Here is a 20,795-nt window from a genome sequence, read left to right as displayed (position 1 = left end):
GCTGCCATGCGTGAGTCGACTGCTTCTCCTGGACGGACACTCGTTGGCCTACCGCGCGTTCTACGCGCTGCCGGTCGAGAACTTCTCGACGACGACGGGTCAGAGCACCAACGCCGTCTACGGGTTCACCTCGATGCTCATCAACGTGCTGCGCGACGAGGCGCCGACCCACGTGGGCGTCGCCTTCGACGTCTCCCGCCAGACCTTCCGGACCCAGGAGTACGCCGAGTACAAGGCGGGTCGGGCGGTGACCCCCAGCGAGTTCGCCGGCCAGGTCGACCTGGTCAAGCAGGTGCTGGACGCCCTGCGCATCACCCATGTCGAGGTGGAGGGCTACGAGGCCGACGACATCATCGCCACGCTGACCACCCAGGCGCGCGAGGAGGGGATGGAGGTGGTCATCCTCTCCGGTGACCGCGACGCCCTGCAGCTGGTCGACCAGCGCACCCTGCTCCTCTACCCCGTGCGGGGTGTCTCCGAGACCTGGCGGATGACCCCGGAGAAGGTGGAGGAGAAGTACCTCGTGCGGCCCGACCGCTACAGCGACCTCGCCGCCATGGTGGGGGAGAGCTCGGACAACCTGCCGGGGGTGCCCGGCGTGGGGCCCAAGACCGCGGCGAAGTGGCTGGCCCAGCACGGGGACCTCACCGGCATCGTGGCGGCGGCGGACCAGCTGACGGGCAAGGCGGGGCAGGCCTTCCGCGACCACCTCGACCAGGTGCTGCGCAACCGCAAGCTCAACCAGCTGGTGGCCGACGTGCCGCTGCCGGTCACGGTGGCCGACCTCGAGGCCCGGGGCTGGGACCGGGAGGAGGTGCACCGCGTCTTCGACGGCCTGGAGTTCCGCGTCCTGCGCGAGCGGCTCTTCGCGACCCTGGAGTCGGCCGAGACCGAGGCCGAGGAGGGCATCGAGGTCGAGGGCGCCGAGCTCGCACCCGGGGCGCTGCGGGACTGGCTGGCGGAGCACGCGGGCCCGGGGACGCGCACGGCCCTGGTCGTCCAGGCCGCGCCGCGCACCGCCGCGGGGGAGGGGGAGGCGACCGGTCTCGGCCTGGCCGGTGCCGCGCAGGCCGCCTACCTGGACCTGACCACGATCGACCCGCAGGACGAGCAGGTGCTGGCGGGCTGGTTGGCCGACGCCGACCGGGGAAAGGTCCTGCACGACGCCAAGGCCCAGACGGCCTCGCTGGAGACCCGGGGCCTGCGGGTCGCCGGCCTGGTGAGCGACACCGCACTGGCCGCCTACCTCGCCCGTCCCGACCAGCGCTCCTACGACCTGGCGGACCTGTCCCTGCGCTACCTGCGCCGGGAGCTGCGCCTGGAGGAGGACGACGAGGCGTCGGAGGGGCAGCTCGAGCTCGGCTTCGGGGACGAGGTCGACGCGGCCGCCGAGGCGCGGCGCTCGGCCGCCCGCGCCGCCATGGTGCACGCGCGCGCCGTCCACGACCTGTCGGTGGCCCTGGACGAGGAGCTGGACGACGATCACGAGCAGCGACTCCTCCGGGAGGTCGAGCTGCCCCTGGTCGGGGTGCTCCGCAGGATGGAGCAGGCCGGCATCGCGGTCGACCTGCCCGGCCTGCAGGGGCTGGAGGCGCAGTTCGCCGACGCCATGGAGCGGGCCCAGCAGGACGCCTGGGACGCGATCGGCGACGACAGCATCAACCTCGGCTCGCCCAAGCAGCTCCAGGTGGTCCTGTTCGAGACGCTCGGTCTGCCCAAGACCAGGCGGACCAAGACGGGCTACACCACGGACGCCGACGCGCTCGTCGGGCTCTACGCTCAGACCGAGCATCCTTTCCTGGAGGCGGTCCTGCGCCACCGGGACACGGCCCGGCTGCGGGTCACGGCCGAGGGCCTGATCAGGTCGGTGGCCGACGACGGCCGGATCCACACCACCTACCAGCAGACGATCGCCGCCACCGGACGGCTCAGCTCGACCGAGCCCAACCTCCAGAACATCCCGATCCGGACCGAGGAGGGACGCCGGATCCGGGAGATCTTCGTCGTGGGCCGCGACCCGTCCGCCGGGATCGACTACGACTGCCTCATGTCCGCCGACTACAGCCAGATCGAGATGCGGATCATGGCGCACCTGTCCGGCGACGAGGGGCTCATCGAGGCCTTCCGCAGCGGGGAGGACCTTCACCGCTTCGTCGGCTCCCGCGTCTTCGGGGTGTCCCCGGAGGAGGTCACCCCCGAGATGCGCTCCAAGGTCAAGGCGATGAGCTACGGCCTCGCCTACGGCCTGTCCGCTTTCGGGCTGTCCAAGCAGCTGGGCATCTCCACGGGGGAGGCCAAGGGCCTCATGGAGGAGTACTTCGAGCGCTTCGGCGGCGTGCGTGACTACCTCCGGGACGTCGTGGCCGAGGCCCGCAGGACCGGTTTCACAGAGACGATCCTGGGACGCCGTCGGCACCTCCCCGACCTGCTGAGCGACAACCGCCAGCGCCGCGAGATGGCCGAGCGGATGGCTCTCAACGCCCCGATCCAGGGCTCCGCGGCCGACCTGATCAAGGTGGCCATGCTGCGGACCGAGGAGGCCCTGCGGGAGCAGGGGCTCGCCTCGCGCATGCTGCTGCAGGTCCACGACGAGCTGGTGCTCGAGATCGCCCCGGGGGAGCGGGGGCAGGTGGAGACCCTGCTGCGGGAGCAGATGGGCGCGGCCGCCGACCTCTCGGTGCCTCTGGACGTCAGTGTCGGTCTCGGACGCACCTGGCACGAGGCCGCACACTGACGCGGCGCCGCCCTTGATAACGATGTGGGAACGATCGGACACGATCACGCACGTCACCCTTGTCTAACCCGGTGCCCCGACCTAGGTTCAGTGCACCCGTGGCGGCACAGTCGCCGCCACATCCCGACACGAGGAGCACCATGAGCCCAACCTCTCTTCGCTCTCGAGCGTCCGTGACCGCCCGTGGGATCGCCGCCGTTGCTGCTGCCACCCTGATGCTGGCGGCCTGCGGCGACGGAGGAGATGCCCCTGCCGACGGCGACGACGCCGGCGAGACCGAGGCGCAGTCCACCGGCGAGGCCGGCGAGCGCGACCTGACGCTGAAGGTCGGCACCGTGCTGCCGCAGACCGGGTCGCTGGCCTTCCTCGGCCCCCCGGAGGAGGCGGGCGTGCTGCTCGCCGAGAAGCACATCAACGACGCCGACCTGGGGATCACCGTCGAGGTCACCCTGGGTGACTCCGGCGACCCGGACAACCGCGCCTACGCGACCACCGTCCCGCAGCTGCTCAACGCCGGCAACAACGTCATCGTCGGTGCCGCGTCCTCGGGCGTGTCCAAGCTGTTCATCGACGACGTGGTGGCCGCCGAGCGTCTGATGATCTCCCCGGCCAACACCTCCCCGGACTTCACCGACTGGGAGGACGACAACCTCTACTGGCGCACCGCGCCCTCGGACCTGCTCCAGGGCGAGGTGCTCGGCAACCTCATCGCGCAGGACGGCGTGGCCAACCTGGGGATCATCTACCTCAACGACGCCTACGGCACCGGCCTGGAGCGGGTCCTCACCGAGACCTTCGAGGCGGCCAACGGCACCGTGGTGGCCAGCGAGTCCTACAACGCCGGCGACACGACCTTCGACGCGCAGATCAGTTCGGTCATGGCGCAGAACCCGGACGCGATCGTCCTCATCACCTTCGAGGAGGTCAAGACCATCCTGCCGGCGCTGGACGCCGCCGGGTTCGACACCAGCAGCCTGTACTTCGTCGACGGCAACATCGCCGACTACAGCGAGGACTTCGACCCGGGCCTGCTCGAGGGCTCCAAGGGCACCCAGCCCGGCCCCGACCTGGGCGACGACTTCCGCGACCAGCTCAACGAGGTCTGGACCGCGGCGGGCAACGAGGAGCTGGCGAACTGGAACTACGCCGCCGAGTCCTACGACGCGGTGATCCTGGCCGCGCTGGCCGCCCTGGCCGCGAACTCGGTCGAGGGTCCGGACATGGCCGCCAAGATGCAGGAGGTCTCCGGTGGCTCCGGCGGCGGCGACAAGTACGACACCTTCGCCGACGCGGCCCAGGCCATCATCGACGGCGAGGTCGTGGACTACGACGGTCCCTCCGGCCCCATCTCGTTCGACGAGAACGGTGACCCGACCGAGGCGACCATCGGCATCTTCGAGTACGACGGCGAGAACAAGCTGGTCCGTCAGAACTGACGTCGAGCCGGGCCACCTCACCGGGTGGCCCGGCAAGGCCACGCAGGAAGGCCCCCGGGACGATCGTCCCGGGGGCCTTCCTCGTGCTCGAGCTCTTCTCGCGCGCGAGGCTCAGCCGGCGTCCTGGCCGAGCGTGCCGAGGTAGAGCCCGATCACCTTCTCGTCGCCCAGCAGCTCACGGCCGGTGCCCGTGTGCGCGTCGCGGCCCTGGTCCAGGACGTAGGCGCGGTCGCAGATCTGCAGGCAGCGGCGGGCGTTCTGCTCGACCATGATCACCGTCACACCGGCCTGGTTGATCGAGGAGACCCGCATGAACGCGTCGTCCTGGCGCACGGGGGACAGGCCCGCGGAGGGCTCGTCCAGCAGGAGGACCTCGGGGCGCATCATGAGGGCCCGGGACATCGCGACCATCTGCCGCTCGCCCCCGCTCAGCGATCCTGCGACCTGGTTCATGCGGTCCCGGAGGGCCGGGAAGATGTCGACCACGAAGTCCAACCCGTCCTGGAGCTGGGACGGGCGCTGGTAGGCCCCCATCTCCAGGTTCTCCCGGATGGTGAGCGTGGGGAAGACGTTCTCGGTCTGGGGACGAGGCCGACGCCCTTGGCCACCAGCTTGTTGGCCTTGAGGTTGGTGATGTCGTCCCCGCGCAGGGTGATGGTGCCCGAACGAACGGTGACCAGGCCGAAGATCGCCTTGAGCAGGGTCGACTTGCCCGCCCCGTTGGGCCCGATGATGCCGATGAGCTCACCGTCGTAGGCCTGCAGGTTGGTGTCGGTGAGGATGTCGATCCCGGGAGGTAGCCCGCCGTGACGTCGTGGACGTCGACGACGAGCGAACGGCCCCGGGGGTCCGAGCCACGCTCGGTCGTGGGGGTGGTCTCTGCGGTGCTCATGAGATGCGCTGGCCCTCCTGGTCGTACCGGCCCGTGATGACACCCAGGTCGTCGTCCAGGTGGCTGCCCAGGTAGGCGTCGATGACGGCGGGGTCCTGCATGACGTCCTTCGGCGGCCCCTCGGCGACGATCCGGCCCTCGGCCATGACGACGACCCAGTCGGCGATGTGCCGGACCATGTGCATGTCGTGCTCGACGAAGAGCACGGTCATCCCCTCGCTCTTGAGGTCGATGACGTGGTCCAGCAGGGACTGGACCAGGGCGGGGTTGACGCCGGCCATCGGCTCGTCGAGCAGCACGAACTCCGGGTCGGTCATGAGGGCCCGCGCCATCTCCAGCAGCTTGCGCTGCCCGCCCGAGAGGCTGGCGGAGTAGTCCTGGCGCTTGTCGTAGAGCTTGAACTTCGTCAGCAGCTCGAGGGCCCGCGCCTCGATCTTCTTCTCCTGGGCACGCCACAGGAAGGGGAAGATGCTGGCGAGCATGCGCTCGCCGGTCTGGCCCGTCGCGCCCAGCTTCATGCTGTCGAGGACCGTCAGCTTCTGCAGCACCTTGGTCAGCTGGAAGGTCCGCACCTGACCACGACGCGCGGCCTTCCAGGCGGGGACCCCGGCGAGCGAGCGTCCGTTGAAGGACCACTCGCCGCTGTCCGGCTGGTCGAAGCCCGACAGCAGGTTGAACAGGGTCGTCTTGCCGGCACCGTTGGGGCCGATGAGGGCCGTGATGGCGTTGCGGGGGATCTCCAGGTGGTCGACGTCGACCGCCTTGACGCCGCCGAAGCTGCGCGAGATGTGGTCGGCGACCAGGATCGGGTCCTTCTTGGAGACGCCCGGGACGGCCGGCCCGGTGGCCAGGTCGTGGTCGATGTGCGTCTCGTGCGTCGGGACGACCTCCAGGGTCTCGACACCGGTGTCTTCGTCGGCGTCGCTGCTGCGCTGGTCACTTGACAAAGGTCATCTCCTTCTTGTTGCCGAGGATGCCCTGGGGCCGGAAGGCCACGAGGAGCATCAGCGCCACGCCCGCGACGATGAACCGCGCGTTGCCGGCCTGGCTCGAGCTGAGGGGTAGCCATCCCTCGTTGGCCAGGGCCGGCAGGACGCCGGCCAGGAAGGCCATGAGCGCCCAGTAGAGGACCGCGCCCAGGACCGGCCCCAGGATCGTGGCCGCACCACCGAGCAGGAGGGCGGTCCAGACGAAGAAGGTCAGGCTGGGCAGGTAGTACTGCGGGATGACCGCGGAGGGCAGCGCGATGACCACGCCTCCCAGGGCCCCGAAGACCCCGCCGATGATGAGTGCCTGCATCTTGTAGAGGAAGACGTTCTTGCCCAGCGAGCGCACGGCGTCCTCGTCCTCCCGGATGCCCTTGAGCACGCGGCCCCACGGGCTGCGCATGAGCAGCCAGGTGAAGACGACCGCGACGGCCACCAGCAGCAGCCCGAAGAGGCGGATCCACCAGCCGGTCTCGTTGTAGGTCCACGGCCCGAGCCCGTAGGTGCCGTCGGGCAGCGGGTTGGCCCCGCGGAAGCCCGTGTGGTAGCCGCCGAGACCGTCGGCGGAGTTGGTCCACCGGTCGAAGAGCTGGGTCTGGAAGAGCAGCCGGACGATCTCGGCCGCCGCGATCGTGACGATCGCGAGGTAGTCGCCCCGCAGTCGCAGCGTCGGGATCCCCAGGATCATGGCGAAGACCACGGCGGCGACCATGCTCACCAGGATCGCGACCCACCACGGCAGGCCGAAGCTGAGGATCGAGATGGCGTAGCTGTAGGCGCCGATGGCCATGAACCCGGCCATGCCGAAGTTGAGCAGGCCGGCGTACCCGAAGTGGATCGACAGCCCGATGGCGGCCAGCATGAAGCCGATGGTCTCCGGCGAGAGCATGAAGCTCGCCGTGTTGTTGAGGATCTGACCCCAGTCCATCGCGGGTCCCTTCGTTAACCGATGCGTTCACGTCGGCCGAGGAGCCCCTGCGGCCGGACGAGGAGGATGAGGATGAGGACGCCGAGGGCACCGACGTACTTGATGTCGGAGGGGATCCACAGGGTGGACACCTCGACGAGGATGCCGATCGCCAGGGCGCCCACGAGGGCGCCGAAGGCCGTGCCCAGCCCGCCCAGGACGACGGCCGCGAAGATGAGCAGCAGGATCTGCACACCCATGTCCCACTTGATGCCCGGGCGGAAGTAGGCCCACAGGATGCCGGAGAGACCGGCCAGCGCGCCGCCGGCGACCCAGACGATGCGGGTGACGGCCTCGACGTCGATGCCGCTGGCCGAGGCCAGGGAGCGGTTGTCGGCGACCGCGCGGGTGGCCTTGCCGGTGCGGGTCCGCAGCAGCCAGAAGGCGACCAGGCCGAGGACGACCAGGCTGATGCCCATGCTCACCATGTCCACCGTGCTGAGCCGGATGGGGCCGATGATCTGGTGGCGGGTCCCGCCGGCACCGGGCAGCTGCTCGGTGCCGCCACCGATGAAGAGCTGGAAGACGTAGCGTCCGGCGAGCGACAGACCGATGGTGAGGATCATCAGCTGGACCAGCCCCAGCCCACGGCGTCGCAGCGGCCGCCAGATCGAGGCGTCGACCGCCAGGCCGAGCACCCCGCTGAGGGCGACGGCCAGGATGATGGCGATCCAGATCGGCAGGCCGAGCTGCACGCCGAGGAACCAGGCCATCACCGCGCCGAAGGTGACCATCTCGGCGTGGGCGAAGTTGGTGAGCCCGGTGGTGCCGAAGATCAACGACAGTCCGATCGAGGCCAGCGCCAGCATGAGGCCGAAGTTGATGCCGTTCATGAGCCGCTCGGTGAACTGGGCGAGCATCCCCGTGGTCTGGCGCTCACCCTCACCCAGGAAGAAGTTGGCCGGCTGGAAGAACTGGGACCCGTAGGTGACCGTGATGGGGTTGTCACCGGTGACGGTCACACCCTCGGGCAGGGTCTCCTCGTCGACGAGCACCTCGTAGGGGTCGGTGGTGGGCACGCCGATGCGGGCCTGACCACGGTCGTTGGTGGTCGCCTCGGCCTCGTAGTCGCCACCGGAGACCACGATGCGCACGCCCTCCACCGGCTCGTTGTCGTAGCGGAGGTTGACCGCGATGTTCTGGTCGTGCTCCTCGACGTTGACCTGTGACGGATCGTCCGGGGCCTGGGCCAGCGAGGCTGCCGGGGCGAGCACCTGGAAGGCGAAGAGCGTCGCCAGCAGGAGCCCCAGGACATGCAGGGGGCTCCGGACGCGGCGGCGCTCCCGGTAGGGGGTGGTGGGCGGCACTGCTCCTCCAGCCTGGATCACGGGTGAGAGTTCATGCGACCGGGGGGCCACATGGCTGGGGTGAGCATAAAGGACGCTCAGAGGCTCCACGGAGAGGGCGGCGGGACCGTGTCCAGATCGTGACCTTGAGGTCGTTCGCAGACCAGGACGGCGGTGCCGGGCACCAGCTCGCCCCGCACCGGGCTCCATCCGCCCCATACGTGCTGCCGGCCCGGGGGCCACTCGGGTTCGACGAGGTCGACCAGCCGGAGCCCCGCCCCCACGACCGACCGGACGAGGTCGCCGACGGTCCGGTGGTGCTCGGCATACGTGGCCCGCCCGTCCGAGGTCTCCTCGACGTAGGCCCGCCGGTCGTAGTAGGAGTGGCGCACCACCAGCCCCGCCTCCGTGGGGACGTCGGGCAGGCACCAGCGGAAGGGGTGGGGGAGGGAGAAGACGCACCGTCCGCCCGGACGGAGCACCCGGGCCCACTCGGAGAGGCAGGCGGTCGCGTCGGGGACGAAGGCCAGCACCCCGTGGGCGGTGAAGACGAGGTCGAAGGACGCGTCGGCCAGGGGCAGGCGGGCGCCGTCGCACTGCACGTAGGCCGGGCCGCCGGTGCGTCCGGACCCCCCGTCTGCGGCTGCGTCCACCCGGCGGGCCACGCGCAGCATCCCCGCCGACAGGTCGGTCGAGAGCACCTGCGCCCCCGCGGAGGCGCACCACCGGCCGCCCTGGGCCGCACCGGCACCCACCTCCAGGACGTCGCGCCCCGCCACCGGCCCCAGCAGCCCCAGCTGGGCCTCGGTCCACCCCTCCGGCCCCCAGACCAGGTCTTCGTCACCGAGGAACGGCCCGTGGTCGCGGTAGTAGCCCTCGGCCTCGGCGTCCCACCAGGCGCGGTCGGCACGGACCGTCTCGTCGTGGTCGGCGACCCGGCGGGAGACGCGGTCCGGGGACGGCGGGGGAGGAGTGCTCACGTCGCGAGTCTGCCGCACGCGGCGACCCGGGCCGGCTTTGACCTGGTCCGCCCGCGCCGGTAGGCTGATTCGGCGCGTCGCGTGCGCTGTGCCGTGCCCCTGGACAGGGGCGGGTTCCTCGCGGTGACGGGCAAGCACAGTCCACCACTCGTCCATACTCTTTGTCCACAATCGGAGCCCCTACTACATGACTGCCACCACGGCCGACAAGGCCATCTCCCAGATCGCTGTCAACGACATCGGGTCTGAGGAGGAGCTGCTCGCAGCGATCGACGCGACGATCAAGAACTTCAACGACGGCGACATCGTCGAGGGGGTCATCGTCAAGGTCGACCGCGACGAGGTCCTGCTCGACATCGGCTACAAGACCGAGGGCGTCATCCCCTCGCGCGAGCTGGCCATCAAGCACGACGTCGACCCCTCCGAGGTTGTCTCGGTCGGCGACGAGGTCGAGGCCCTGGTCCTCCAGAAGGAGGACAAGGAGGGCCGCCTGATCCTGTCCAAGAAGCGCGCGCAGTACGAGCGCGCCTGGGGCTCGATCGAGAAGGTCAAGGAGGAGGACGGCGTCGTCACCGGCACCGTCATCGAGGTCGTCAAGGGCGGCCTCATCCTCGACATCGGCCTGCGCGGCTTCCTGCCGGCCTCCCTCGTCGAGATGCGTCGCGTCCGCGACCTGCAGCCCTACGTCGGCAAGCAGATCGAGGCCAAGATCATCGAGCTGGACAAGAACCGCAACAACGTGGTCCTGTCCCGCCGCGCCTGGCTCGAGCAGACCCAGTCCGAGGTCCGCACCACCTTCCTCAAGGAGCTGCAGAAGGGTCAGGTCCGCTCCGGCGTCGTCAGCAGCATCGTCAACTTCGGCGCCTTCGTGGACCTCGGTGGCGGCGTGGACGGCCTGGTGCACGTCTCCGAGCTGTCGTGGAAGCACATCGACCACCCGGGTGAGGTCGTCGAGGTCGGCGACGAGGTCACCGTCGAGGTCCTGGACGTCGACATGGACCGCGAGCGTGTCTCCCTGTCGCTCAAGGCGACGCTGGAGGACCCGTGGCAGACCTTCGCCCGCACCCACGCCATCGGCCAGGTCGTGCCGGGCAAGGTCACCAAGCTGGTCCCCTTCGGTGCGTTCGTGCGCGTCGAGGACGGCATCGAGGGCCTGGTCCACATCTCCGAGCTCGCCGAGCGTCACGTGGAGCTGCCGGAGCAGATCGTCACCGTCGGGGGTGAGGTCTTCGTCAAGGTCATCGACATCGACCTGGACCGTCGCCGGATCTCCCTGTCGCTGAAGCAGGCGAACGAGGCCGTCACCGCCGAGTTCGACCCCACGCTGTACGGCATGGCGGCGGAGTACGACGAGCAGGGCAACTACAAGTACCCCGAGGGCTTCGACCCCGAGACCAACGAGTGGCTCGAGGGCTTCGAGACGCAGCGGGAGAAGTGGGAGAAGGAGTACGCCGACGCCCACTCCCGCTGGGAGGCCCACAAGGCTCAGGTCGAGGCCGCCGAGGAGGCCGACTCCACCGTCGGCGTCGAGGTCGCCCCGGCGACCGCGAGCTACTCCTCCGAGGGTGACGAGGCCGCCGGCACGCTCGCCTCGGACGAGGCGCTCGCCGCGCTGCGCGAGAAGCTCACCGGCAACTGAGCGGACGGTGACCGGCGCTCCCGCGCCGTGATCGCCAGGAGGGGCACGACACCACGGTGTCGTGCCCCTCCTGGCGTCCCGTAGGGTCGGTGCTCGTGCCGTCCCTGACCCTTGCCCAGGCCCGTGAGCGTTCCCGCGTCGTGCAGGAGGTGGAGGCCTACGCCCTCCACCTGGACCTGACGAGGGACCACGACCTCACCGCCACGACGACCGTGACCTTCACCGCGGTCCCGGGGGAGAGCACCTTCCTGGACCTGCAGCACGCGCTCGAGGTCGAGGTCGTCCTGGACGGGGTCGTGCTCGACCCCGCCGAGGTGCACCGGGACGACCGGGTGGTGCTGCCCTCGCTGCGTCACCGGAGCACGGCGGTCGTCACGGCCCGGCTGCCCTACGTGACCGACGGGGACGGCATGCACCGGTTCGAGGACCCGGCGGACGGGGAGGTCTACCTCGGCTGCTACGGCGGCATGGACGTCAACCGGCGGGTCTTCGCGTGCTTCGACCAGCCCGACCTCAAGGCGCCCTTCACCGTGTCGGTGACGGCGCGGGAGGGGTGGACCGTCCTGTCCAACGGGCGACCGGAGGGACGACCCGACCCGGACGGGGGTGCGGCCACCTGGACCTTCGCCACCACGCCCCGTCTGTCCACCTACCTCGTGACGGTCTGCGCCGGGCCGTGGGCGTCGCGCACCTGGGAGCACGCCGGACTGCCCTTCGGGTGGCACGCCCGCGCCTCCCTCGCGGACGACCTGGACCGCGACCTGCCCGGGTTGCGTGCGGTGACCGAGGGCGCCTTCGACTGGTACACCGCGCGGTTCGACGAGCCCTACGCCTTCGACTCCTACGACCAGGTCTTCGTGCCCGGGCACAACTGGGGGGCGATGGAGACGCCCGGGTGCGTCACGTACCGCGACGAGCTGCTGCCTGCCGGCACCACGCCGAGGGCGCTGGCCCGGCGCCGGTCGATGACGATCGCCCACGAGATGGCGCACATGTGGTTCGGCGACCTGGTCACCTTCCGCTGGTGGGAGGACACCTGGCTGAACGAGTCCTTCGCCGACCTCCTGGGCTTCCGGGTGGCCGGGGAGGTGGGCGCCGCGCCCGGCTCGCTGGCGGAGTTCGACCTCGGTCGCAAGGCCGGGGGGTACGCCGCCGACGACCGGCCCTCCACCCATCCGGTGGCGCCGCGCGCCGAGGACGTGCCGGACGTCGACTCGGCGTTCTCGAACTTCGACTCGATCTCCTACGCCAAGGGCAACTCGGCCCTGCGGCAGCTGTCCTTCTGGCTGGGGGACGAGACCTTCCTGGCCGGTGTCAACGCCCACCTGACGCGGGCGCGGTTCGGCACCGCCGAGCTGGGTGACCTGGTCGGGTGCCTGCAGGCGGTGACCGACCGCGACGTGACGGCGTGGGCCGACCGGTGGCTGCGCACCACGGGGGTCGACACCCTGCGGGTGCGCCGCGACGGGCCCGGGCCCGCGCTCGAGCTGGCGGGGGAGCGCCCCCACCGGCTCCGCGTGCAGGGGTATGCCGTGCGCCCGCCCGCCGGGGACGCCGGTGCCCCGGTGGTCGACGAGGCGTGGGAGGAGGTGGTCGACCTGTCCCCGGAGGCTCCGACGCTGGGGCTCCCGGAGGCCGACCTCGTCCTGCCCAACAGCAACGGTGACACCTTCGCCCGCGTCGAGCTGGACCCTGCCGGGCTGGCCACCGCCCTGGAGGTGCTCGGCGCCGTGCCGGGTGAGCACCCCCGGGCCGTCCTCTGGGCCACCGTCCTGGAGCTGACCTCACGGGGGCGCCTGCCGGTGCCGGACCTCGTCACGGCGCTGGAGCGGCACCTGCCCGGGGAGACCTCCGAGATCATCCCCGACCTCGTCCTGGCCAGAGCCGTCCAGGCCGTGCACCAGGTGGGCCTGCCCACGCAGGTGCCGCCGCTCGCGGAGCGCATCGGCCAGGTGGCGCTGACACTGCTGCGGCGGCCCGGAGTGCCGGAGGCCCTGGTGCAGACGGCGACCGGGGCGGCGGTCTCGACCCTGCACGACACCGCCCTGCTGCGGTCGTGGCTGGCGGACGGGGCCGGGCACGGGCCGCTGTCGCAGGCGCACCGCTGGGAGGTGATCCTGCGGCTGGCCGAGCTGGGGTCCGACGTCGGGGAGCTGGCGGCGGCGGAGGCCGCCGCGGACCCCTCGGCCGCGGGGCGGCTGGCCCTGCTCTCGGCCGAGGCGGCCCGGCCCACGCCCGAGGCCAAGGAGCGGGCGCTGGCCCGGATGGCCGACGACCGCACCAGCAACCGCGAGGTGCTCGCCCTGGCCCGGGGGGTCTGGTCGGCGGAGCAGCGCCACCTGGTGGACCCCCTGGTCGAGCGTTCTCTGAGGGACATGGCCGGCGTGGCCCGTCGCGGCCAGGCGATGGCCCTGGTGGCCGGCCGGTCGGCGCCGTCCTTCCGTCTGCTCCCTGAGCAGCTCGCCGCGCTGCGGGAGGCGGCGCAGGCCGACGGTCTGCCGCCCGCCCTGGCCCGGGCCTGGGCCGACCTGGCGCACGACCAGGGCCTGCTCCCGCCGGGGACGTCGCCTGCCGGTCGGCCCTGAGCGACGGGAAGGGTCTGTGGGTCTGCGGCGTTAGCGTGGGGGTATGAGACCAGTCACCGACCTCCAGCGCACGGTCGCGCCGTTCCGCGTCGAGTCGGACTTCCGCCCCAGCGGGGACCAGCCCGCCGCGATCGCCGAGCTGGCCCGGCGGATCAACGCCGGCGAGGAGGACCTCGTCCTGCTCGGTGCCACCGGCACCGGCAAATCGGCGACGACCGCCTGGCTCATCGAGCAGGTGCAGCGCCCCACCCTGGTGATGGCGCCCAACAAGACGCTCGCCGCCCAGCTGGCCAACGAGTTCCGCGAGCTCCTGCCGCACAACGCGGTCGAGTACTTCGTGAGCTACTACGACTACTACCAGCCCGAGGCCTACGTCCCGCAGACCGACACCTACATCGAGAAGGACTCCTCGATCAACGACGAGGTGGAGCGGCTGCGGCACTCGGCGACCAACAGCCTCCTCACCCGCAGGGACGTGGTCGTGGTCGCCTCCGTGTCCTGCATCTACGGCCTGGGCACCCCCCAGGAGTACGTCGACCGGATGGTCAAGCTGCGCGTCGGGGACGTGGTCGACCGTGACCAGCTGCTGCGCCAGTTCGTGACCATGCAGTACACCCGGAACGACATGTCGTTCACCCGCGGCACGTTCCGGGTCCGGGGCGACACGGTCGAGATCATCCCGCAGTACGAGGAGCTGGCCGTGCGGATCGAGCTCTTCGGGGACGAGGTAGACCGCCTTTACACCCTGCACCCCGTGACCGGTGAGATCGTCCGCGAGGAGCAGGAGATGTATGTCTTTCCTGCCTCGCACTACGTGGCCGGTCCGGAGCGGATGGAGCGGGCGATCGGGGGCATCGAGGCGGAGCTGGCCGCCCAGCTGGAGACCTTCGAGCGGCAGGGCAAGCTGCTCGAGGCCCAGCGCCTGCGGATGCGCACGACCTACGACATCGAGATGATGCGCCAGGTCGGCTCCTGCTCCGGGATCGAGAACTACTCGCGGCACATCGACGGGCGGGGCCCCGGGACGGCCCCCCACTGCCTGCTCGACTACTTCCCCGAGGACTTCCTGCTCGTGCTCGACGAGTCCCACGTCACGGTGCCGCAGATCGGCGCCATGTACGAAGGGGACATGTCACGCAAGCGGACCCTCGTCGAGCACGGCTTCCGGCTCCCCAGCGCGATGGACAACCGGCCGCTGAAGTGGGAGGAGTTCCTGGAGCGGATCGGGCAGACCGTCTACCTGTCGGCGACGCCGGGAGACTACGAGATGGCCAAGGCCGACGGGGTGGTCGAGCAGATCATCCGCCCGACCGGGCTGGTGGACCCCGAGATCGTGCTCAAGCCGACCCGGGGCCAGATCGACGACCTGCTGCACGAGATCGGGCTGCGCACGGCCCGCGACGAGCGGGTGCTGGTGACCACCCTCACCAAGAAGATGGCCGAGGACCTCACCGACTACCTGCTCGACAAGGGGGTGCGGGTGCGCTACCTGCACTCGGAGGTCGACACGCTGCGCCGGGTGGAGCTGCTCCGGGAGCTGCGCCTGGGGGAGTACGACGTCCTGGTCGGCATCAACCTGCTGCGGGAGGGCCTGGACCTTCCCGAGGTCTCGCTGGTCAGCATCCTGGACGCCGACAAGGAGGGCTTCCTGCGCTCCACCAGGTCGCTGGTCCAGACCATCGGCCGAGCGGCCCGCAACGTCTCCGGCCAGGTGCACATGTATGCCGACACCGTCACCCCTTCCATGGATGCGGCCATCGAGGAGACCAACCGCCGCAGGGACAAGCAGCTGGCCTACAACCGGGAGCACGGCATCGACCCCACACCGCTGCGCAAGCGCATCGCGGACATCACCGACCTGCTGGAGCGGGAGGATGCCGACACCGAGGCGTTGATGGGCAGCGGCCGGTCGCAGTCCCGCGGCAAGGGCCGGGGTCGGGGCGCCGGTGCCGCGGTCGCCGCCGGTCTTCCTGCCGGTCAGCGGCGGGTGAGCGACGACATGCCGGCCACCGAGCTCGCGACCCTGATCCACGAGCTCACCGAGCAGATGCACCAGGCCGCGACCGACCTGCACTTCGAGCTGGCGGCCCGGCTGCGCGACGAGATCTCGGACCTGAAGAAGGAGCTGCGCCAGATGCGGGAGGCCACCGGCTGACGTGGCATCATGGTGAGGTTCATCGACGAGGGGGGCAGCCCCCGCCTGCTGCGTCCCCGCACGGACGGCGGCGCACGTGTCCGGCTAGCGAAAGTGAAAGTTCTGCATGGACGTCCCCGGCTGGGTCTGGATCACGACCCTGCTCATCATCACTGTGATCTTCGCCTTCGACCTGCTGGTGCTGGGTCGTCGCCCCCACGAGCCCTCCCGCAAGGAGGTGACGGTGGCGCTGACGATCTACGTCAGCCTGGCCGTCCTCTTCGGGCTCGGGGTCCTCGTCGCGGCCGGCGGCCAGCTGGCCGGTGAGTTCTTCGCCGGATGGCTGACCGAGTACTCGTTGTCCATCGACAACCTGTTCATCTTCCTCATCATCATGGCCAAGTTCGGCGTGCCTCGGAAGTACCAGCAGTTCGCGCTGATGGTGGGCATCGTCATGGCCCTGGTCATGCGGGCGATCTTCATCCTCGTCGGGGCGGCCGCGATCAACCAGTGGTCGTGGGTGTTCTACCTCTTCGGCGCCTTCCTCATCTACACCGCCGTCAAGCTGGCCAAGGAGAACCTCGGCCACGACGAGGAGGGTGAGGAGGAGTTCGAGGAGAACGCCCTGCTGCGGGCCGTCGAGAAGCGGTTCCCCGTCACCCAGTCCTGGGACGGCGGCACGAAGCTGCGGGTGGTGGAGAACGGCAAGAAGGTCCTCACCCCGATGTTCATCGTCATCCTGGCGCTCGGCACCACGGACCTGCTCTTCGCCCTCGACTCCATCCCGGCGATCTTCGGCCTGACGCAGGAGCCGTACCTCGTCCTCATGGCCAACGTCTTCGCCCTCATGGGCCTGCGTCAGCTCTACTTCCTGCTCGGCGACCTGCTCAAGCGGCTGGTCTTCCTCGGGTTGGGGCTGGCCGTGCTCCTGGCCTTCATCGGCGTCAAGCTCATCCTGCACGCCCTGCACGAGAACGAGCTGCCCTTCATCAACGGGGGGGAGCACGTCCCGGTCTGGGACATCCCCATCTGGTTCTCGCTCGGCGCGATCGTCGTCATCCTCGGGGTCACCGCGGTGGCGAGCCTGCTCAAGACGGCCAGCGACCGGAGGAAGGGCCTGCCGGAGGTCAGCGGGAGCGCGGCCGAGGACTACGACAAGGCCAACCTCAACCTCGACGAGGTCTCCATCCACGACTACCACCCGAAGCGGGACCACGAGGTGCAGGACAGCGCGCCGGAGGGCACGGGCCCGTCGATCCGCGACCGCGCGAGGGGGACTGACCGGGGTCAGGCCGGCGCTGCCCGCCGGGACGGTCGGCCAGCACCAGGATGCTGGCGACGACGACGAGCGTCATACCGGCCAGCTGCAGCGGCTCGAGGACCTGACCCAGCACGAGGAGCCCGGCCAGCGCCGCGGCTGCGGGCTCCAGGCTGAGGAGCACGCCGAAGGTTCCCGAGGTGAGGGTGGCGCAGCGCCATGAGCTCCAGGCTGTAGGGGATCGCGGAGCTGAGCAGGGCGATCCCAGCCCGCGCGCCAGCGCGTCCGGCGACCACAGGCGGACCCCGCGGTGAGCAGGCCCAGCGGGAGGGTCACGACGGCGCCCATCGCCATGCAGATCGCGATCCCGTCCAGCCGGAGAACCGGGCCCCGGTGCGCCGGCTCAGGACGATGTAGGCAGCCCAGCAGGCACCGGCGGTGGCCGCCGACCGATCCGACCAGGTCCAGCTCGGCCCAGGGGGTGGTGAGGGCCTGGGAGATGAGCAGTACCCCGACGAGGGCCGCCGCCACCGCGAGCAGGTCCCGCCCCGGCGGGACAGGACGGCGGCCAGGGCGAGGGGTCCAGGAATTCGATGGTGACGGCGACCCCGATCGGCAGCCGGGTTCAGGCTGCCGTAGAAGCTGAGGTTCATCGCGGTCAGCGCCAGGGCGAAGAGACTCACCACCGCCCAGTCCTGCCGGGTCCGCCCCCGCAGCCGCGGTCGGACCGCGAGCCACAGGATCGCCGCGGCCAGGCCCAGGCGGAGCGCCACGGAGCCGAAGACCCCGACGAGCGGGAGCAGGGTCGCCGCGAGGGCGCCCCCGAACTGGACCGAGACGACGGCCAGCAGGACCAGGACGACCGGGTGCACCCGGGGCGGAGCGGCCGGGGCGGAGGGGCCGGTCACCAGCCCCGCTCACGCCAGCCGGCCAGCTGGGGACGCTCGGCCCCCAGGGTCGTGTTGTCACCGTGCCCGGGCAGGACCAGCGTGGCGTCGTCGTAGACCGCGAAGACCCGCTTCTCGAGGTCGTCCATGAGGCTGGCGAAGTCCTCCGCGCCACCCGTCCTGCCCGGCCCGCCGGGGAAGAGGCTGTCGCCCGTGAGAAGCACGACGGGGTGGTCCGGCACCGTGAGGGCGAGCGCGACCGAGCCCGGTGTGTGCCCCCGCAGGGCGAGAACGTCCAGGGTCAGACGTCCCACCTGCACGGTGTCGCCCTGCGTCAGCCTGGTGCCGGTCGGCACCGGCAGCTCGTCGGCGTCGGCGTCACCGGCGAGGGTGCGGCACCGGTGCGCCGGACGACCTCCTCGAGGGCCCGGGAGTGGTCCCAGTGGCGGTGCGTGGTCACCACCTGACCCAGGCCGCCCCCGCGAGGTCGAGCTCGGCCAGGATGCGGTCGGCATCGTCGGCCGCGTCGACGAGCAGGTGCTCGGAGGTCGCCCCGCAGGTGAGCAGGTAGACGTTGTTGTCCATGTCCGAGACGCTGAACTTCCGCACGACGGCCCCTGGCAAGGGCAGGATCCAGGCAGGTCCTCCGGGGGAGACGTGCCCGGCGGGGTCGCCCGGGGCGCCCGGGGCGGCGGGGTCGCTGCTGGTCATGGCCCCGAGTCTAGGGACCGGTCGCGGACGACCGCCCGGAGGTCCCGGACCCGCACGGTCTCAGACCGTCAGGGCGCGGTCGGTCGGCCGGACGGGGGCCGGCAGGGTGGTGGACCCGGTGAGGAAGCGGTCGACGGCGGCGGCGCACGCCCGGCCCTCGGCGATCGCCCACACGATGAGCGACTGGCCCCGCCCGCAGTCACCGGCGGCGAAGACCCCCTCCAACGGGGTGGCGAAGGACGCGTCCCGCTCGTAGGTGTTCGCCCTGGTGCGAGGCAACGCCTCCGCCGGGGCCGCCGACTCGTCCGGGCCGACGAAGCCCATGGCCAGCAGGACCAGCTGGGCGGGGATCTCCCGCTCGGTGCCCTCGGTCGGCACGAAGCGGCCGTCCACGAAGGCGCCCTCGACCATCGTGAGGGCCCGCACCCGTCCCTCGTCGTCCCCGAGCACCTCGACCGTCGAGACGCCGTAGGTGCGCTCGCCCCCCTCCTCGTGCGCCTCGGTGACCTTGTAGAGCATGGGGTAGGTGGGCCAGGGCTGGTGCTGCGGCCGCTCCGACGGGGGCGTGGGCATGATTTCGAGCTGGAGCACGGAGCGCGCACCCTGGCGGTGGGCGGTGCCCAGGCAGTCCGCGCCGGTGTCCCCACCCCCGATGATGACCACGTCCTTGCCCTCGGCGTCCAGCCCGCGGGGTCCGCCCAGGGCCTCCTTGTTCGCCGGGACCAGGTAGTCCATGGCGGGGTGCACACCGTCCAGGTGCGCCCCGGGCACCTGCAGGGTGCGGGGCACGGTGGACCCGGTCGCCAGGACCACGGCGTCGAAGCGCTCGCGCAGCTCGGCCAGCGACAGGTCGTCCGGTCCGTCGCCGCCGACGGTGACACCGGTCCGGAAGCGGATGCCCTCCCCGCGCAGCTGGACCAGCCGGCGGTCCAGCACCGCCTTCTCCATCTTGAACTCCGGTATGCCGTAGCGCCAGCCCGCCGACCGCGTCGGACCGCTCGTAGACCACGACCGTGTGACCGGCGCGTCCCAGCTGCTGGGCCGCGGCGAGCCCGGCGGGGCCGGAGCCCACGACGGCCACCGTCCGCCCGGACAGCCACTCCGGCTCCTGCGGCGTGACCCGGCCGTTGGAGAAGGCCCGGTCGATGATGGAGACCTCGATCTGCTTGATCGTCACCGGCGGCTGGTTGATGCCCAGGACGCAGGCCGTCTCGCAGGGCGCGGGACAGAGGCGCCCGGTGAACTCCGGGAAGTTGTTGGTGGCGTGCAACCGCTCGATGGCGTCGGCGAAGTTGGCGCGCCGGGTGTGGTCGTTCCACTCCGGGATGAGGTTGCCCAGCGGGCACCCCTGGTGGCAGAACGGGATGCCGCAGTCCATGCAGCGGCTCGCCTGGCGCTGGAGCACCTTGGTGTCCTGCTCGTCGTGCACCTCCTTCCAGTCGCGGATGCGGACCGGGACGGGGCGGCTGGGCCGGTTCTCCCGCTCGCGGTGGGTCAGGAAGCCGTGCGGGTCAGCCATGGGAGTCCTCCAGGATGAGCGACCAGGCGTGCGGGCCGTTGGGTCGTCGCCGCGGGCCTCGGCCTCGGCGCGGATGCGCAGCACGCTGGCGTACTGGCGGGGGGTGATGACGGTGAACCGGTCGACCCATCCGGGGTCGGCCAGCAGGTCGCGGGCCACCGGGCTGCCAGTGAGCTCCAGGTGCTCCTCGAGCAGCCGGTGCACCTCGTCACGGTGCTCGGTCTCCCGCAGCGGGGCGAGGTGCAGGTCACCGGACGAGGTGGCCAGGGGGTTGAGCCGGGAGCTGTCGAGATCGAGCACGAAGGCGGTCCCTCCCGACATCCCTGCCCCGACGTTGCGGCCGGTGGGTCCCAGGATGAGCGCCCTGCCCCCGGTCATGTACTCGAGCGCGTGGTCGCCGACGCCCTCGACGACGGCGGTGGCGCCGGAGTTGCGGACGCAGAAGCGCTCGCCCACCGTGCCGCGCAGGTTGACCTGGCCGGACGTCGCGCCGTAGCAGATGACGTTGCCGGCGATGACCTGGTCCGCGGCCTCGAAGGGGGCGTCCTGCGGCGGGACCACGACGATCCGGCCGCCCGAGAGGCCCTTGCCGACGAAGTCGTTCGCGTCCCCGACCAGGCGCAGGGTGACGCCGCGGGGGAGGAAGGCACCGAGGGACTGTCCGGCCGATCCGGTGAGGGTGAGGTCGATCGTGCCGTCCGCGAGCCCGTCGGGCCCTGCGGCCACGGTGACGTGGTGGCCCAGGAGCGTGCCCACCGTGCGGTTGACGTTGGTGATGGGC

At 71.0% G+C, this 20,795-nt stretch carries 9 protein-coding genes and 5 pseudogenes; 6 read left to right on the top strand and 8 right to left on the bottom strand.

Going from position 1 to position 20,795, the window contains the following annotated elements; translation table 11 throughout:
• Positions 1-10 precede the first annotated feature (10 nt).
• On the top strand, positions 11-2,734 hold the full coding sequence (gene polA / locus E3Z34_RS10095) for a DNA polymerase I (RefSeq protein ID WP_134773482.1): 2,724 nt from the start codon (positions 11-13) through the stop codon (positions 2,732-2,734).
• A 173-nt stretch (positions 2,735-2,907) separates the two neighbouring features.
• Positions 2,908-4,170 carry an ABC transporter substrate-binding protein gene (locus tag E3Z34_RS10090; protein ID WP_338043712.1) on the top strand — a complete coding sequence of 421 codons (1,263 nt, stop codon included), beginning with the start codon at positions 2,908-2,910 and terminating at the stop codon, positions 4,168-4,170.
• A 111-nt stretch (positions 4,171-4,281) separates the two neighbouring features.
• Here the strand turns inward: E3Z34_RS10090 and E3Z34_RS18940 are convergent.
• From E3Z34_RS18940 to E3Z34_RS10065, 5 genes and pseudogenes are all read right to left on the bottom strand, one after another.
• Positions 4,282-5,062: pseudogene (locus E3Z34_RS18940) on the bottom strand (ABC transporter ATP-binding protein).
• The gene (locus E3Z34_RS10080; RefSeq protein ID WP_202977101.1) at positions 5,059-5,925 is read right to left on the bottom strand and encodes an ABC transporter ATP-binding protein; all 867 of its coding nucleotides are present in this window, start codon (positions 5,923-5,925) and stop codon (positions 5,059-5,061) included. Before E3Z34_RS10080 ends, E3Z34_RS18940 begins: the two are co-directional and overlap by 4 nt.
• A gap of 73 nt (positions 5,926-5,998) precedes the next feature.
• Entirely contained in the window at positions 5,999-6,976 is a 978-nt protein-coding gene (locus E3Z34_RS10075; RefSeq protein WP_134773480.1) for a branched-chain amino acid ABC transporter permease, read from the bottom strand.
• 14 nt (positions 6,977-6,990) lie between these two features.
• Entirely contained in the window at positions 6,991-8,256 is a 1,266-nt protein-coding gene (locus tag E3Z34_RS10070) for a branched-chain amino acid ABC transporter permease (RefSeq protein WP_420818997.1), read from the bottom strand.
• A 143-nt stretch (positions 8,257-8,399) separates the two neighbouring features.
• On the bottom strand, positions 8,400-9,281 hold the full coding sequence (locus E3Z34_RS10065; RefSeq protein WP_238695107.1) for a class I SAM-dependent methyltransferase: 882 nt from the start codon (positions 9,279-9,281) through the stop codon (positions 8,400-8,402).
• Between the two features lie 187 nt (positions 9,282-9,468).
• On the opposite strand from E3Z34_RS10065, the gene rpsA reads away from it, so the two are divergent.
• The 4 genes and pseudogenes from rpsA to E3Z34_RS10045 form a co-directional block, all read left to right on the top strand.
• Entirely contained in the window at positions 9,469-10,920 is a 1,452-nt protein-coding gene (gene rpsA, locus E3Z34_RS10060) for a 30S ribosomal protein S1 (RefSeq protein ID WP_134773478.1), read from the top strand.
• A gap of 95 nt (positions 10,921-11,015) precedes the next feature.
• The gene (gene pepN / locus E3Z34_RS10055) at positions 11,016-13,505 is read left to right on the top strand and encodes an aminopeptidase N (RefSeq protein WP_158288655.1); all 2,490 of its coding nucleotides are present in this window, start codon (positions 11,016-11,018) and stop codon (positions 13,503-13,505) included.
• A 43-nt stretch (positions 13,506-13,548) separates the two neighbouring features.
• Positions 13,549-15,660 (top strand): excinuclease ABC subunit UvrB, encoded by a 2,112-nt coding sequence (gene uvrB, locus E3Z34_RS10050; RefSeq protein ID WP_134773476.1) that lies wholly within the window; start codon positions 13,549-13,551, stop codon positions 15,658-15,660.
• Positions 15,661-15,766: 106 nt separating this feature from the next.
• Positions 15,767-16,750: pseudogene (locus E3Z34_RS10045) on the top strand (TerC/Alx family metal homeostasis membrane protein); the annotation flags it as partial.
• Between the two features lie 1,051 nt (positions 16,751-17,801).
• Here the strand turns inward: E3Z34_RS10045 and E3Z34_RS10035 are convergent.
• From E3Z34_RS10035 to E3Z34_RS20275, 3 pseudogenes are all read right to left on the bottom strand, one after another.
• Positions 17,802-18,495 (bottom strand): annotated as a pseudogene (locus E3Z34_RS10035) (MBL fold metallo-hydrolase).
• Positions 18,496-18,555: 60 nt separating this feature from the next.
• Positions 18,556-20,014 (bottom strand): annotated as a pseudogene (locus E3Z34_RS10030) (glutamate synthase subunit beta).
• Positions 20,015-20,353: 339 nt separating this feature from the next.
• A pseudogene (locus tag E3Z34_RS20275) lies at positions 20,354-20,740 on the bottom strand (GltB/FmdC/FwdC-like GXGXG domain-containing protein); the annotation flags it as partial.
• Positions 20,741-20,795 lie beyond the last annotated feature (55 nt).

The organism is Ornithinimicrobium flavum (assembly GCF_004526345.1).
Lineage (GTDB): Bacteria > Actinomycetota > Actinomycetes > Actinomycetales > Dermatophilaceae > Ornithinicoccus > Ornithinicoccus flavus.
Note: the sequence above shows the minus strand (reverse complement) of the source record. Positions and strands in the feature narration are given on the sequence as shown.